This window comes from Nocardioides nematodiphilus, from assembly GCF_020216525.1.
GTDB classification, from domain to species: Bacteria; Actinomycetota; Actinomycetes; order Propionibacteriales; family Nocardioidaceae; genus Nocardioides; species Nocardioides nematodiphilus.
The window spans coordinates 144,344-159,383 of the sequence record NZ_JAIWOY010000003.1; the positions used below are offsets into that span (position 1 = coordinate 144,344).

At 72.5% G+C, this 15,040-nt stretch carries 15 protein-coding genes; 7 read left to right on the top strand and 8 right to left on the bottom strand.

Annotated elements, in window-relative coordinates:
* Positions 1 to 98: 98 nt before the first annotated feature.
* Positions 99 to 302 carry a DUF7455 domain-containing protein gene (locus KSO98_RS06715; RefSeq protein WP_225284322.1) on the bottom strand — a complete coding sequence of 68 codons (204 nt, stop codon included), beginning with the start codon at positions 300 to 302 and terminating at the stop codon, positions 99 to 101.
* A 197-nt stretch (positions 303 to 499) separates the two neighbouring features.
* On the opposite strand from KSO98_RS06715, the gene KSO98_RS06720 reads away from it, so the two are divergent.
* The gene (locus tag KSO98_RS06720; RefSeq protein WP_225284636.1) at positions 500 to 2,563 is read left to right on the top strand and encodes a DNA gyrase/topoisomerase IV subunit B; all 2,064 of its coding nucleotides are present in this window, start codon (positions 500 to 502) and stop codon (positions 2,561 to 2,563) included.
* A 20-nt stretch (positions 2,564 to 2,583) separates the two neighbouring features.
* A complete protein-coding gene (locus KSO98_RS06725; protein WP_225284323.1) occupies positions 2,584 to 2,967 on the top strand; it encodes a hypothetical protein in 384 nt (127 codons plus the stop codon).
* Positions 2,968 to 2,976: 9 nt separating this feature from the next.
* Here KSO98_RS06725 and KSO98_RS06730 read toward each other — a convergent pair whose 3' ends face one another.
* The gene (locus tag KSO98_RS06730; RefSeq protein ID WP_225284324.1) at positions 2,977 to 3,225 is read right to left on the bottom strand and encodes a DUF4242 domain-containing protein; all 249 of its coding nucleotides are present in this window, start codon (positions 3,223 to 3,225) and stop codon (positions 2,977 to 2,979) included.
* Between the two features lie 76 nt (positions 3,226 to 3,301).
* A complete protein-coding gene (locus KSO98_RS06735; protein ID WP_225284325.1) occupies positions 3,302 to 5,581 on the bottom strand; it encodes an FdhF/YdeP family oxidoreductase in 2,280 nt (759 codons plus the stop codon).
* 102 nt (positions 5,582 to 5,683) lie between these two features.
* Here KSO98_RS06735 and KSO98_RS06740 point away from each other — a divergent pair, with 102 nt between their 5' ends.
* Positions 5,684 to 6,475 (top strand): formate dehydrogenase accessory sulfurtransferase FdhD, encoded by a 792-nt coding sequence (locus tag KSO98_RS06740; protein ID WP_225284327.1) that lies wholly within the window; start codon positions 5,684 to 5,686, stop codon positions 6,473 to 6,475.
* Here the strand turns inward: KSO98_RS06740 and KSO98_RS06745 are convergent, their stop codons facing one another.
* Entirely contained in the window at positions 6,476 to 6,931 is a 456-nt protein-coding gene (locus KSO98_RS06745) for a PaaI family thioesterase (RefSeq protein WP_225284329.1), read from the bottom strand.
* A 4-nt stretch (positions 6,932 to 6,935) separates the two neighbouring features.
* The gene (locus KSO98_RS06750; protein ID WP_225284330.1) at positions 6,936 to 7,439 is read right to left on the bottom strand and encodes a beta-class carbonic anhydrase; all 504 of its coding nucleotides are present in this window, start codon (positions 7,437 to 7,439) and stop codon (positions 6,936 to 6,938) included.
* A 93-nt stretch (positions 7,440 to 7,532) separates the two neighbouring features.
* On the opposite strand from KSO98_RS06750, the gene KSO98_RS06755 reads away from it, so the two are divergent.
* The 4 genes from KSO98_RS06755 to KSO98_RS06770 are packed head-to-tail and all read left to right on the top strand — an operon-like array spanning position 7,533 to position 11,180.
* A complete protein-coding gene (locus KSO98_RS06755) occupies positions 7,533 to 8,084 on the top strand; it encodes a nucleotidyltransferase family protein (protein ID WP_225284331.1) in 552 nt (183 codons plus the stop codon).
* Between the two features lie 9 nt (positions 8,085 to 8,093).
* Entirely contained in the window at positions 8,094 to 8,972 is an 879-nt protein-coding gene (locus KSO98_RS06760; RefSeq protein ID WP_225284332.1) for an AAA family ATPase, read from the top strand.
* Positions 8,969 to 10,066 (top strand): vWA domain-containing protein, encoded by a 1,098-nt coding sequence (locus tag KSO98_RS06765; protein ID WP_225284334.1) that lies wholly within the window; start codon positions 8,969 to 8,971, stop codon positions 10,064 to 10,066. Before KSO98_RS06760 ends, KSO98_RS06765 begins: the two co-directional genes overlap by 4 nt.
* Positions 10,059 to 11,180, top strand: coding sequence for an XdhC family protein (locus tag KSO98_RS06770; RefSeq protein WP_225284336.1), 1,122 nt, complete (start codon positions 10,059 to 10,061; stop codon positions 11,178 to 11,180). Before KSO98_RS06765 ends, KSO98_RS06770 begins: the two co-directional genes overlap by 8 nt.
* Positions 11,181 to 11,270: 90 nt before the next feature.
* Here KSO98_RS06770 and KSO98_RS06775 read toward each other — a convergent pair whose 3' ends face one another.
* The 3 genes from KSO98_RS06775 to KSO98_RS06785 are packed head-to-tail and all read right to left on the bottom strand — an operon-like array spanning position 11,271 to position 15,003.
* Positions 11,271 to 12,701, bottom strand: a complete 1,431-nt coding sequence (locus KSO98_RS06775) for a YlbE family protein (RefSeq protein WP_225284338.1) — start codon at positions 12,699 to 12,701, stop codon at positions 11,271 to 11,273.
* A complete protein-coding gene (locus KSO98_RS06780) occupies positions 12,698 to 14,191 on the bottom strand; it encodes an AllF/FdrA family protein (protein ID WP_225284339.1) in 1,494 nt (497 codons plus the stop codon). Before KSO98_RS06780 ends, KSO98_RS06775 begins: the two co-directional genes overlap by 4 nt.
* On the bottom strand, positions 14,188 to 15,003 hold the full coding sequence (locus tag KSO98_RS06785) for an oxamate carbamoyltransferase subunit AllH family protein (protein WP_225284340.1): 816 nt from the start codon (positions 15,001 to 15,003) through the stop codon (positions 14,188 to 14,190). Before KSO98_RS06785 ends, KSO98_RS06780 begins: the two co-directional genes overlap by 4 nt.
* Positions 15,004 to 15,040: the final 37 nt, after the last annotated feature.

The window sequence follows — 15,040 nt, forward strand, 5'->3', positions numbered from 1 at the left end:
GCCACGCCCCCGCCCCCGCCCCCCGCGGGGGGGCGGGGGGGAAAGCCCCGCCGCCCCGGGACGGGGGCCGGGGGCCGCTGGGACGTAGGGTGTCGGGATCAGTGCTCGGCGAGCCGGTGGGTCTCGTCGGTGAAGCTCGCGGCGATCTCCTTGAGCTTGTCACCGTGCTCACGGGCGTGGTGGGCGCAGAAGAGCAGCTCCCCACCTGACTGGAGCTCCACGCGAAGGTAGGCCTGGGCTCCGCAACGGTCACAGCGGTCCGCAGCGGTGAGCGCGGCGCTGGTAGCAACGGCAGTGGTCACATCGGCCTCATTTCCTCGATCGTTCGGTGACTGGTGCAACGTAGCCGGGTAGCCCGAGATTCCCCAACCGTTGTGTCCCTGCTCACCACGGTAGTACCCATCGGCAACGAGCGTGGCGAGACGAGGTAACGGGCGTGTCGCCGGGTAGGTTTTGACGAACAGCACCACGCACCACCCGTACGACGCAGGAGCCTGTCATCGCCGAGAACACGTACAACGCCGCACACCTCCTCGTCCTCGAGGGGCTGGAGGCGGTGCGCAAGCGTCCGGGCATGTACATCGGTTCCACCGACACCCGGGGTCTCATGCACTGTGTGTGGGAGATCATCGACAACGGCGTCGACGAGGCGCTGGCCGGCCACGCCCAGCGCGTCGAGGTGACGCTGCATGGGGACGGCTCGGTCGAGGTCTACGACGACGGTCGCGGCATCCCGACCGACAAGGAGCCCAAGACCGGGCTGCCGGGCGTCGAGGTCGTCGCCACCAAGCTGCACGCCGGTGGCAAGTTCGGCGGCTCCTCGTACGCCGCGACCGGTGGTCTGCACGGCGTCGGCCTGTCGGTCGTCAACGCGCTGTCGTCGCGGATGGACATCGACGTCGACCGTACGCCCGCCCGGCAGGGGCTCAGCTTCCAGCGCGGCGTGCCCGGCGTCTTCGACGGCGACGGCACGTCCGCGACGTTCACCCCGCAGAGCGGCCTGACCCGCAAGGGTGCCCGGGTCGCGAAGGGCAAGACCGGCACGCTCGTGCGGTTCTGGCCCGACCGGCAGATCTTCACCAAGGACGCCGACTACGTCTACGAGGACCTGGTCACCCGTGCCCGCCAGACGTCCTTCATCGTGCCGGGCCTGGAGCTGGTCATCCGCGACCTGCGCGGCGAGACGCCCGTGGAGGAGAAGTTCCTGCACGCCGGCGGCATCGCGGAGTTCGTCGACTTCCTCGCCCACGACGAGGCCGTCACCCCGATCCTGCGTCTGCAGGGCTCCGACACGTTCACCGAGACCGTGCCGATGCTCGACGAGCAGGGCCACATGACCCCGCAGGACGTCGAGCGCGAGCTGATCGTCGACGTCGCCTGCCGCTGGGGGATGGGCTACGACACCGAGGTCCGCTCCTTCGTCAACGTGATCGCCACCCCCAAGGGCGGCACCCACGTCAGCGGCTTCGAGACCGCGATCACCAAGACCTTCAACGAGTCGATGCGCGCGAGCAAGACGCTCAAGGTCAACGACGACGACGTGATCAAGGACGACGTGCTGGAGGGCCTGACGGCCGTCGTCACGGTCCGACTGGCCGAGCCGCAGTTCGAGGGCCAGACCAAGGAGATCCTCGGCACGCCCGCGGCCCGTACGGTCGTGCGCAAGGTCGTCGCCGGCGAGCTGAAGGCGTTCCTGACCTCGACCAAGGCCGCCGACAAGGCGATCGCCAAGCGGGTCATGGAGAAGGTCTACGGCGCGGCCAAGACCCGGCTCTCCCTGCGCCAGCAGAAGGAGACCCAGCGCCGCAAGAACGCGCTCGAGTCGTCCTCGCTGCCGGCGAAGCTGGCCGACTGCCGCTCCAACGACAACGACCGCACCGAGCTCTTCATCGTCGAGGGCGACTCCGCGCTCGGCACCGCCAAGATGGCTCGCAACAGCGAGTTCCAGGCGCTGCTGCCGATCCGGGGCAAGATCCTCAACGTCCAGAAGGCGTCGGTCGGCGACATGCTGAAGAACACCGAGTGCGCCTCGATCATCCAGGTCGTCGGTGCGGGCTCGGGGCGCACCTTCGACCTCGAGGCGCGCCGATACGGCCGGATCATCTTCATGGCCGACGCCGACGCCGACGGCGCCCACATCCGCACCCTGCTGGCGACGCTGTTCATGAAGTACATGCCCGAGCTGATCATGGCCGGGCGGGTCTACTCCGCCGTGCCGCCGCTGCACCGCATCGAGCTGTCCAACCCGAAGAAGGGCATGGACAAGTACGTCTACACGTACTCCGACGACGAGCTGCAGCGGAAGCTGGCCGAGCTGAAGAAGAAGAACGTCAACTGGAAGGACCCGGTGCAGCGCTACAAGGGTCTCGGTGAGATGGACGCCGATCAGCTGTCCGAGACCACCATGGACCCGCGCCACCGCACCCTGCGCCGCCTCACGATCGACGACGCCGAGCGCGCCGAGGGCGTCTTCGAGCTCCTGATGGGCTCCGACGTCGCCCCGCGCAAGGAGTTCGTCATCGCCGGCGCGTACGAGGTCGACGCGGACGCGATCGACGCCTGATCCTCTGCGAGGATGGGAGCGTGGACCAGAAGGCACGCCGCGCGGCGATCACGAAGGCGCTCAAGGCCGGTGGGGCCAAGGCGAGGCGCGGGCATCTGCGCCTCCAGGCCGGTGAGCTCTTCTGGTACGTCGACGTGCGCGCGGACTCGCCCGCGCCGAGCGCGGCGCTGACCTTCGAGGTCGGGGCGTGGTTGCCCGCCGCCGGGCCCGAGCCCGACGGCGGTGCGATCGACTGTCCGTTGCTGGCCGATGTGGGTGTGGGGGAGGACCCGGGCCAGGCGACCGTCGACCTGCTCGCGCTGATCAGCCCGGTGGGGGATCTGGCCGCGCTGCGAGCGTTCGTGGAGGAGGGCACGCTGCCGGGCGCGCTGGTCGACCAGCAGCTGCGTGCACTCCTGGGCTGAGCCGCGCCGTCAGGCGCCGGCTCGGACCTCGTGGATCTCGTCGGCGACGAGACCGTGGGCTTCGCGGTGGACGGAGTTGGCCGCCTCCGCGTCGGGGGCGTCGACGAGGCAGAACACCGTGCCCTGGGCCTCGTCCACCCAGTAGCTCATGTAGTTGACGCCGTAGCCGGCCTGGGTCGCCAGGTCCGCCTCGTGCGCCTTCGCGACATCATCGAGGCTGACCTCGCCGAGATGATGGACATCCATGTAGAGAGGCATGCTCGACCGTAGGCCTGTGCCGGTCCTGTGCGCATCGGGCACCGGTCGGGATGCCCGATTTTGGGGGTCGGCGGGCTCAGGCGCTGGCGGGCTCCAGCCGGACGACGATCGACTTGGAGGTCGGGGTGTTCGACTCCGAGGCGACCGAGTCGAGCGGGACCAGCACGTTGGCCTCCGGGTAGTAGGTCGCCGCACAGCCGGCGGTCGTCGGGTACGAGACCACCCGCAGCCCGGGCAGGCGCCGCTCCCGTCCGTCGTCGGTGACCGACACCAGGTCGACCCGCTGGCCGTCGGCGAGCCCCAGTGCCGTGATGTCCTCCGGGTTCACGAAGACCACGTTGCGGCCCTGCTTGATGCCGCGATAGCGGTCGTCGTACCCGTAGATCGTGGTGTTGAACTGGTCGTGCGAGCGCAGGGTCTGCAACAGGAGGTGGCCGGCGGGGACCTCCAGCGTCTCCAACGGGTTGGCCGTGATCCGGGCCTTGCCGGTCTCGGTCTCGAAGCTCAGCGAGTCCCGGGCGCCGTTGGGCAGCTGGAAGCCGCCCGGGTGCTTGACCCGCTCCTCGAAGGCGTGGAAGCCCGGCACCACGTGCTCGATGTGCTTGCGGATCGTGGCGTAGTCCGTGGACAGGGTCTTCCAGTCGAGCTCGGGCGTGGAGCCCCAGAGCGCGTCCGCGATGCCGCAGATGATCTGCACCTCGCTCTTGAGGTGCGGCGATCCCGGGATCAGCCGTCCGCGGGAGGAGTGCACCATGCTCATCGAGTCCTCGACGGTGACGAACTGGTCACCCGCGGCGGTGACGTCACGCTCGGTGCGACCCAGGCACGGCAGGATCAGCGCCTCGCGGCCGGTGTGCAGGTGGGAGCGGTTGAGCTTGGTCTGGATGCCGACGGTCAGGCCCACGCGCGACATCGCCTCGGTGGCGACCTCGGTGTCGGAGATCGCGACCGGGAAGTTGCCGCCCAGGGCGAGGAAGACGTCGGCCTTGCCGTCGCGCATCGCCCCGACGGCCTTCACCGAGTCGAACCCGTGCTCGCGGGGCGGCTCGAAGCCGAACTCGTCGCGGATCGCGTCGAGGAAGCTGTCGGGCATCTTCTCCCAGATGCCCATCGTCCGGTCGCCCTGGACGTTGCTGTGCCCGCGGATCGGCGCCGCGCCGGCGCCGGGTCGCCCGATGTTGCCGCGCAGCAGCAGGAAGGAGGCGACCTCGCGGATCGTGGGCACGGAGTTCTTGTGCTGGGTCAGCCCCATCGCCCAGCAGACGATGACGCGGTCGTGCGCCTCGACGTCATCGGCGAGCGCCTCGATCTCGGCGCGGCTGATGCCGCTGAGCGCCTCGATCTGCGGCCACTCCAACGCCGCCCAGGCCTCGGCCGCGACCTCGAAGCCGTCGGTGTGGCGGGCGATGAAGTCGGCGTCGATCGCGCCCCGCTCGACCAGCAGCTTGTTGAGCCCGGCGAAGAGCGCCTGGTCGCCGCCGAGGCGTACCGACAGGTGCTTGTCCGCGATCTTGGTGCCCACGCCGGAGATGCCGCGCGGGGTCTGCGGGTTGCGGAACTTCACCAGCCCGGCCTCGGGCAGCGGGTTGATCGAGACGATCTTCGCACCGCGCTTCTTGGCGTCCTCGAGCGCGGTCAGCATCCGCGGGTGGTTGGTGCCCGGGTTCTGTCCCGCGATGAGGATGAGTCGCGACTGGTAGGCGATGTCGTCGTACGTCACGGTGCCCTTGCCGACGCCGAGCGTCTGGGTCAGGGCGGTGCCACTGGACTCGTGGCACATGTTGGAGCAGTCCGGCATGTTGTTGGTGCCGAGCTTCCGCGCGAGCAGCTGGTAGACGAAGGCGGCCTCGTTGGAGGCCCGGCCCGACGTGTAGAAGATCGCCCGATCGGGCGACGGCATCGCGCGCAGGCGATCGGCGACCAGGCGGAACGCGTCCTCCCATGCGATCGGCTCGTAGTGCGTGGCGCCGGCCGGCAGGTACATCGGCTCGGTGAGCCGGCCCTGGTGCTCGAGCCAGTGGTCGTCGTGGGCGAGGAGGTCCTTGATGGAGTGCTCGGCGAAGAAGTCGCGGTCCACCCGCTTGCGGGTCGCCTCCCACGCCACCGCCTTGGCGCCGTTCTCACAGAACTCAGCGGCCTTGCGCCGGTCCGGGTCGGGCCACGCACAGGAGGGGCAGTCGAACCCGTCGATGTGGTTCATCTTCAGCAGCGTCTGGAGCGAGCGCTTGGGGCCCATCTCGTTCATCGCGTACTTCATCGACCAGTAGACGCCCGGAAGGCCTACCGCCGCATGCTCCGGCTCACCGACCTGCGGGTCGGGCCGCTCGTCCTGATCGCTGACAGGGTCGTTCGCCATGGACCCACGGTATCCATCCGGGGCCGGTCTCAGCACGCCTCTCAGTGATCAAAGTGCGCCGCCGGCCACTGGGGGCGTGCAGGCCGCGCCTAGCATGGCGGCATGGCCGTGATGACGACGAGGCGCGCGATCGTACGACGAGGTGTGCGTGGGCCCGACGACCTCGCCGTCGAGTCACCGTTGGTCCTCGGCCTCGAGGGCGGCGGTGACAGCGAGGTGCTGGCGACGCTGATGCGCACGCCCGGTCACGATCTCGAGCTGGCCGCCGGCTGGCTCTGCGTCGAGTCCGGCGTCGCGGCCGCCGACGACATCGTGCAGATGCGGACCTGCCGCGAGGACGACACCGATCGGGTCCACATCACGCTCGCCGGCGGCGTACGCCCGCCGAGGCCGCGCGCGTTCGTCACCTCGGCGGCCTGCGGCGTCTGCTCGGCCGACGTCCTGGACCTGGGCCCCCTGCGCCGCGCCGCACCCCATGCCGACGGCTGGCGGGTCGACGCCGACGTGATCGCGGGGCTGCCCGACGCGCTGCGCACCGGCCAGCGGGCCTTCGCCAAGACCGGGGGCGTCCACGCCGCCGCCCTCGCGACCACGACCGGGGAGCTCGGGCCGGTCTTCGAGGACGTCGGCCGGCACAACGCCGTCGACAAGGTCATCGGCCGTGCGCTGCTCGACGGGCAGATCCCGGCGTCGGGACGATTGCTGGTGGTCAGCGGGCGGGTCTCGTTCGAGATCGTGCAGAAGGCGGTCGCCGCCTCGGTCGCCGGCATCGTCGCGGTCTCCGCGCCCTCATCCCTCGCCGTCGACCTGGCCCGCGAGCACGGCCTGCTGCTCGCCGGCATGGTCCGCGACGGCGCGCTCAACGTCTACGCCGGCGACGATCTCGTCGACTAGTCAGGCGCGCGGGCGCCAGCGCTTCCACAGCGCGTCGGCCTCGGCGCGCAGCTTGCCGTCGTACTCCAGCCACACGCGCACCGTGATCTCGGGCTCGCTGGCGGCGGTCACCTCGGCGCGCAGCGTCACCGGCTCGTGCAGCGGAGCGGGGCGGCGGTAGCGGACGTCGAGTCCGGCGGTGAGGTAGGGCAGCAGGGCATCGCCCAGCGAGCGCCAGCCGCGCTGGGCAGCGGTGTCGACCACGGCGGCGGCGCTGTGGCAGTCGAGCAGCGTGCCGATGATCCCGCCGTTGAGGAATCCGACGCCGTTGTCGTGCTCGGGCCACGGCGTGAACGCGGCGACGTACTGCTCTCCCTCCGCGAAGCTGCGCAACCGCAGCCCGCGCTCGTTCGCGGGCCCGCACCCGAAGCAGGTCAGGTCGGGGTAGAGGGTCTCCTGGAGGGAGAGCGACGTCATCGGCTCAGGCCTCGCGCTTGAGCAGGCCGCTGTCGACGTCGTAGATGAAGCCGGCGACCTTGACGGTGTCGGGGATGAGCGGGTGCGACAGGACCTTGTGCACGTCCTCCTTGAGGGCGCGGACCTGGTCGTCGATGACGTGGATCGGCTGCCACGAGGCGTCGACACCGGCCGACTCCTCGACGCGCTTGCGCAGGTCCGCCTCGGAGTTGGAGGCGACCGCACAGCGGGTGTGGGGCACCACCAGGATCCGCGAGACGTTCAGCAGGTGGGCACCGAGGACCAGGGCCTCCATGGCGGCCTCGGTGACGCGGCCGCCCGGGTTGCGGAAGATCTTGGCGTCGCCGGGCTTGAGCCCGATCATCCCGAGCGGGTCGATGCGCGAGTCCATGCAGGTCACGATCGCCACACCGGCCTGAGCGATGCCGTCGAAGCCGCCATAGGCGAAGTCCGAGGCGAAGTCGGCGTTGGCAGCGAGCAGGTCGTCGAAGTCGTTGTTCTCAGCCATGACCCGCAGGCTAGCCGAGCCCCGCGAGCGCGTTGCTCGTGGCTCCGCGCTCGAGCCGGTCACCGGCCTCGCTCGCGTCGCTACTGTGGTGGTGTGCTGCCTCCTGTTGCTGGACTCCTGCTCGCTGCCGGTGAAGGGCGCCGCTACGGCGGCCCGAAGGCGCTCGTCGAGGGCTGGCTGCACTGGGCGGTTAACGCGCTGGACGAGGGCGGCTGCAGCGAGGTCACGGTCGTGCTCGGAGCCGGGGCCGACGAGGCCCGCGAGCTGGTGCCCGATGGGGTGCGGATCGTCGTCGCCGAGGACTGGGCCGAGGGGATGGGCGCCTCGTTGCGTGCCGGCCTCGACGCGCTCGCCGACAGCGACGCCGTCGCCGCGGTCGTGCACCTGGTCGACCTGCCCGACGTACGTCCCTCGGTGGTCTCGCGCCTGCTCGGCGTCGCCGGCGAGGAGACCCTCGCCCGGGCCGCCTACCACGGCACGGCGGGGCACCCGGTGATGCTGGGTCGCGCCCACTGGGCGGCCGTACGGGAGAGCGCGGTGGGCGATCAGGGCGCCCGCGCGTACCTGAGCACCCGCGAAGTCGACGAGATCGAGTGCGGCGACCTGGCAGAAGGTACCGATGTGGACGTGAATCGGGCCGAGTAGCCTCGTGATGTGCAGGCGATCACGCAGCTCCAGGAGGCACTCGGCAACGTCGGCTACCTCGCCGACGACGAGCTGGCCACGGTGCTCCACCTCGCCACCACGATGGCGCGCCCGCTGCTGCTCGAGGGCGAGCCGGGCACCGGGAAGACCGCGCTGGCCGAGGCGCTCGCGCAGGTCCACGGGCTCGAGCTGATCCGGCTGCAGTGCTACGAGGGCATCGACGCGAGCCAGGCGCTCTACGACTGGGACTTCCCGCGCCAGATCCTGCACCTGCGCGCGCTCGAGGCGACCGCTGGCGAGACCCGTGACGGCCTCGAGGCCGAGGAGGCGGAGAAGTCGCTCTACGACGAGCGGTTCCTGCTCGCCCGGCCGGTGCTGCGGGCGTTGCGCGAGAGTCCCGCGGTGCTCCTCATCGACGAGATCGATCGCGCCGACGACGAGTTCGAGGCGTTCCTGCTCGAGGTGCTCTCCACCTGGTCGGTGAGCGTGCCCGAGCTCGGCACGATCACGGCGGTGCGCCCTCCGTACGTCGTCCTCACGTCCAACCGGACCCGCGAGCTGCACGACGCCCTCAAGCGTCGCTGCCTCTACCACTGGCTCGACCACCCGACCCTCGGCCGCGAGATCGAGATCATCCGCACCCGTCTGCCCGAGGTCGCCCCGCGGCTCGCCGAGCAGGTCGCCGACGCGGTCCAGCGGATGCGCGGCGCGGGCCTGGTCAAGCCGCCCGGCGTCGCCGAGAGCCTGGACTGGACCGAGGCGCTGCACCGGCTCGGTGCCGAGGAGCTCGACCTGGAGAGCGCCGCGCGCACGCTCGGCGCGGTGGTGAAGTACCGCGAGGACACCGACCGGGTCCGCGGTCTGCTCGACCGGATGCTCGCCGGATGACGTCCGCCGGCGTCGAGACCGCCCTGCTCGGCTTCACCCACGCGCTGCGCGCGGCCGGTGTGCCGGTCACGCCCGACCGCGCCCGTACCTACCTGGAGGCGGTGGCGGGCCTCGACGCCGGTGATCCGTCGCTCGTCCGGGCGGCGGGGCGCGCCACCCTCTGCGGCTGCCCCGAGGACCTGACCCGCCACGACCGGGTCTTCGAGGCGTGGTTCGCCCCGGAGGCCGAGCCCCTCACGCCGCGACCCCGGCCGGCCACCGTCGAGTCGGCGGTCGCGCCGCTGCTCACCGGCGAGTCGAGCGGCGGCGACGACGACCAGGAGGAGCAGGCCGTCTCGGCGAGCGAGGCCGAGGTGCTGCGACACCGTGACGTGGCCGCCCTGAGCCCGGCCGAGCGCGCCCGGATGGATGCCCTCATCGGCGAGCTGCGGCCGCGGATGCCCGTACGCCGCACCTCTCGCCGCACCGCCTGGCGTCGTGGCGAGATCGACCTGCACCGCACCCTGCGGCTGTGGCTGCGTCATCACGGCGAGCCGCTGGGCGTACGCCATCGCCGGCGCGGCACCCGGTCGCGCCAGGTCGTGCTGCTGATCGACGTGTCCGCCTCGATGCGGCCCTATGCCGATGCGCTGCTGCGGGTCGCACATCGCCTCGTCCGTACGCCCGGCGGCCGGGTCGAGGTCTTCACCCTCGGCACCCGGCTCACCCGGGTGACGACGCCGCTGCGGGCCGCCGACCCGCAGCGCGCCCTCGACGCCGCCGGACGCCAGGTCCCCGACTGGGCCGGCGGCACCCGGCTGGGGGAGACCCTGCACGCCTTCCTCACCCGCTGGGGCGCGTACGCCCGGGGTGCGGTCGTGGTGGTGCTCAGCGACGGCTGGGAGCGCGGCGACGTCAGCGACCTCGCCGAGCAGGCCGGCCGATTGGGCCGGCTCGCGCACCGCGTGGTGTGGGTCAACCCGCATCGCGGCAAGGACGGCTACGAGCCCGTCCAGCGCGGCATCGTGGCGGTGCTGCCGCACGTCGACGAGCTGATCGCCGGCCACTCCGTGGCCGCCTTCGCCGAGCTGTTGGAGGTGGTCGGGCGTGCGTGAGGTCCTCGGCGAGCTGATGGCCTGGTGGCGCGCCGGCGAGCCGGTCGGGATGGGCACCGTGATCGCCACCTTCCAGTCCGCCCCGCGCCCACCCGGCGCCTCGATGCTGGTCGGCCCGGACGGCACTGCGGTCGGCTCGGTATCGGGTGGCTGCGTCGAGGGTGCCGTCTTCGAGCTGGCCCAGGAGGTCGTCGCCGCCGGTGCCCCGGTGCTGCAGCGCTACGGCGTCTCCGACGAGAGCGCGTTCGAGGTCGGCCTGACCTGCGGCGGCATCCTCGACGTCTACGTCGAGACCGTCTCGCCGCAGACCTTCCCCGAGCTTGGCGAGATCGCCGACGACGTCGCGGCCGGGCGGCCCATCGCGGTCGCGACGGTCGTCGAGCACCCCGACGCCGCGCGCGTCGGGCGGCGTGCGCTGATCCGCCCCGGGCGGCCGCTCTCCGCCTCGCTCGGCAGCGCCCGGATCGACGACGCCGCGTACGACGACGCCCTCGGCCTGCTCGCCCAGGGCCACAGCGCCACCCTCGAGTACGGCCCCGACGGCGAGCGGCGCGGGGAGGGCCAGCGGATCTTCGTGTGGGCCTTCGCACCGAAGCCGCGGATGCTGGTCTTCGGCGCGATCGACTTCGCCGCGGCGGTGGCCCGGGTCGGCAGCTTCCTGGGCTACCACGTGACGGTCTGCGACGCGCGCCCGATCTTCGCGACCCGCACCCGGTTCCCGGAGGCCGACGAGGTGGTCGTCTCCTGGCCGCACGCCTTCCTGGAGACCGAGCGTGCGGCGGGCCGCCTCGATGCCCGCACGGTCATCTGCGTCCTGACCCACGACCCGAAGTTCGACGTGCCGCTCCTCGAGGTCGCGCTGCGCCTCGAGGAGGTCGCCTATGTCGGCGCGATGGGCTCACGCCGCACCCACGACGACCGGATGGCGCGCCTTCGCGAGGCCGGCCTGAGCGAGGACGAGCTCGCGCGGCTCTCCTCGCCGATCGGGCTCGACCTGGGCGCGCGCACCCCGGAGGAGACCGCCATCAGCGTCGCCGCCGAGATCATCGCCCGGCGCTGGGGCGGCTCGGGCCGTCCGCTGCTGGGGGAGTCCGGCCGGATCCACGGCAGCTAGCCGACCCGACCGAGCGCCGGGCGCCCCGCGCCGGGCAGACGGTGCGGGACGGACCGGGCCGGCCGGCGTCGGGACGCAGCCTGGTCCGGACTATCCCCGGGCGCGGGTACGAGCAGCGAGCTCGGCCAGCGCGGCCGGGAAGATCGACGCGGGCGGGGTGACCAGACCGGCGCCGACCTGGCCGACGCCGGCGACCTTGCCGGCCATGCCGGTGTTGATCTGCGGCAGGATGCCGGTGCGGCACACCGCGGTCACGTCGATGCCGCTGGCGGCACCCGCGAAGTCGAGCACCGGGATCGGCCAGCGGTTGTTCTCGCCCAGCGTGATCTCGCGCATCCGGCGCGAGGTGGCCAGCGCATCGGGCACGGTCCCGCCGACGAACCGCACGATCGCGGGCGCGGCGGCCATGGCGAAGCCGCCGATGCCGGCGGTCTCGGTGATCGCGGAGTCGCCGATGTCGGGGTTGGCGTCGTCGGGACCGTAGTCACCGAGGAAGAGCCCGTCGGCGAGCTGGGCCGGTCCGGTGAACCACTGGTCGCCGGTGCCGGAGACCTGGATGCCGAAGTCGGTGCCGTTGCGCGCCATCGCGACCACCATCGTGCTGCCCGGGATGTCGCGTCCGGCGTCGAGCATCAGCTTGCACGCGGGCATCGCGATGTTGAGGAAGAAGTGGTCGTTGCCGCCGATGAACGCGAACGCCTCGGCGACCTCGGCCGCGCTGCGTGAGGAGCGGACCAGGGCAGGGGCCAGGTCGCGCAGCAGCATCAGCGTGCCGGCGCGGTTGCGGTTGTGAGCCTCGTCGCCCATCTGCAGCATCTGGCCCAGGATCGCGGTCGCGTCGATGGGACCGTGGTCCGCCACCGTGGCGGCGACGGCCTCACCCAGCAGCGGGCCGAGCACGTCACGCATCCAGCGCAGCCGGGTCAGCACATCGGGTCCGTACGCGCCGTAGCGCAGCACCTTGCCGAGCCCCTCGTTGAGCGAGCAGTACGTCCGCTTCCCGCTGGCCGGGTCCTCGAGCACGAACATCCACATCGACGGCGAGACGACCCCGGCCATCGGGCCGACCGCACTCCGGTGGTGGCACGGCTCCAGCGACACCTCGGTGCCGGCGGCGAAGAGCGCGGCGGCGTCCTCCGGGTCCTCGACCAGGCCCTCGAACGCGGCGGCACCCATCAGCGCGCCGCGCAGCGGACCAGAGGCGCGGTCCCAGGCGATCGGGGGACCGGCGTGCAGGAACTGCCCCGGCTCCAGGCCGAGGACCTCCGACGCCGGCGCGACACCGACCAGCAGCGCCTGCACGTCGAGCATCCGGGAGAGCGCGAGGTCGTTGGCGGTCTTGCGGATCGGATCCGCGGCGACGACGGCGATGTCCTCGACGGTGCCGTCCATCGGCGGGCGCCAGTCGACGCGCTCGACCGGCAGGGCCTGGGCGGCGACCGCAGTGGCGAACATGTCCGCGCCGGCGGTGGCGACCGCGACCGGCGGGATGCTGGGTGCAGCAAGGGGGGAGCTGGTCATCGGGTGCCTCCGGTGGCGAGGGCGATCGCGCGCCGGGTGGCGGCGGCGTTGGACAGGTGGACCTCGGCGCCGGCGGCGACCAGCGCCTCGGCCTGGCGGGTAAGGCCCTGCGGGTCGGCAGCGGTGCCGACGCACGCGACGACCACCGGCAGCGGCGGTCCGCCACGGTCGGTACGAGCGGCGCGGGCCGCAGCGATCGCGGGTGCGAGCCCGGCGGCGGGGTCGTCCTCGGCCCCGTGCCCGAGCACCACGTCGAGCAGGACGACCGAGGTCTCCGCATCGGCGGCCACGCGGGCCAGATGCTCCAGACGGAGGGTCGGGTCGATCATCGGGTGCGCCCGGCCGCGGGTCAGCCCGTCGTCGCCGAAGTCGATCATCATGTGGCCGGGGCTCAGCAGCGAGGCGTCGAGCGCGAGCTCGGGGGAGAGCGGGATGTTGCTGCGGATCGGGCCGAGCTCCTCGGCGGCCAGCAGCATCGCCTCGTCACACAGCGTGCCGCCGACGAAGAGCCCGCGCAGGGCGCCGCCCTCGCCCGATCCGACGGCGGGCTCGCCCCATGTCGGCCAGGTCGGCGCCGCGACGCCGAGATCGCCGAGCAGAGCCTCGACCTGCGCGGTGAGGTCCGGCTGCCCGGCGCCGAGCAGCGCGAACCGCACCGGCGTGCCGAGTCCGCCGGCGTACTCCTCGAGCGCCGCGGCGACCTCGGGCGCCGGCGGCTTGGAGATGACCAGGATGTGCTCGACCGAGGGATCGGCGTCGAGGCGGTCCAGGGCGGTCAGGGAGGAGAGCCCGCCGACGGCGGCGGACAGGTCGCGCCCGCCCACGCCGAGGGCGGCGGCGACGCCGACCCCTGCGGCGTCGAGGAGGGCGAGCACCTGCTGACAGCCCGTGCCGGAGGCGGCCACGATGCCGACCTTGCCGGGAGCGACGGTGTTGGCGAACCCGAGCCCGACGCCGCCGACCACCGCGGTGCCGCAGTCGGGGCCCATCACGAGCAGGCCGCGCTGACGCGCGATCCGCTTCATCGCCAGCTCCTGCTCGAGCGGCACGTTGTCGCTGAAGATCATCACATCGCAGCCGGCATCGAGGGCGTCCATCGCCTCGACCAGCGCGGAGGCGCCCGGCACCGAGACGAGGGCGAGGCCGCCGCCCGCTCGCCGCAGCGCCGACGCGGTCGTACGGGCGGGAACGGTCACCTGACCGCCGCCCGGGTCGCCCTTGCGGGCGGCGGCGAGCGCGGCGTCGACGGCCGCGAGCGCAGCGGCCAGTGCCGTCTCGTCCTCGAGGCGTAGCGCGACCACCATGTCGTTGGGCGAGGCGGGAGGCAGGGTGAAGCCCATCGTGGCCAGCACCTCGAGGTTGAGCTCGGTCGCCATCGCGACCTGGGCCGCGGTCACGCCGGGGGTGGCGGCGACGTCACGGCTCACCTGCAGCAGGGCCACGCTGTCGGCGTACGCGCCGGCGCGGATCTCGACGTGTTCGGCACTCATCGGGGGCTCCTCATGGGTTCGGGCTCGAGTACGGGCAGGGCGAGCCGGGCGCCGAGCAGCATCCCGGCCCCGGAGGTGTGGCCGACCGCGACGAGGCCGGCGACCGCCGCCGAGATCCCGCGCCCGGTGGCCAGTGCCATCACGAGGTCACGGAACTGCGGCAGGCACTGACCCGCGACGGCGTCGAGGAGCAGCGCCGCGGAGAGCGTGGAGGTGCGGTGCGCGTGCGCGCGCACGGCGGCGCCGACCGACCCGGTGCACTGGCGGATCGACGCGGTGGCGGCCAGCCAGCCGGCCAGGACGTCGTCGCCGACCGGGGTGAGCCCGTCCCCGCGTCCGAGCAGGGTCAGGACGGCCGGAGGACGAGCGGCGGCCAGGCCACGCAGCCCGGCCGGGGGGAGCTGAGCGCGGACGGCGTCGAGCCGGGCGGCGACGTACGGCTCGCGCAGCGCCGGCGCGAGCCGGAGCGCCGCGGTGAGCGGATCATCGAGTGGCGGCGCCTCGCTGGGCACCAGCCGCTCCACGGAGATCGCGAGCCCGGCGACACAGAGCACGGCGTCCTCGATCGTGGCCGGCTCACCGACGGCGACGACGGGCAGGCGGGGGAGGGACGTGGCGATGGTCACCGGTGCGTGCACGGCGTCGCGGGCCGTGACGCCGATGACCCGGTCGCCGAAGAGGGCGTACAGCGCCTGCGTCCCGCTGTGCAGGACGGTGCCGCTCGCGCTCGCGCTCCCGGCTCGCAGGCGGTGCCAGACCGAGGAGCTCGCGGCGCCCGTCACCGGGGTCGCGAGAAGGGTGGACGAAAGCACCCATCGGACGCTAATCGGTGGTCTAGGGTCGACCGTA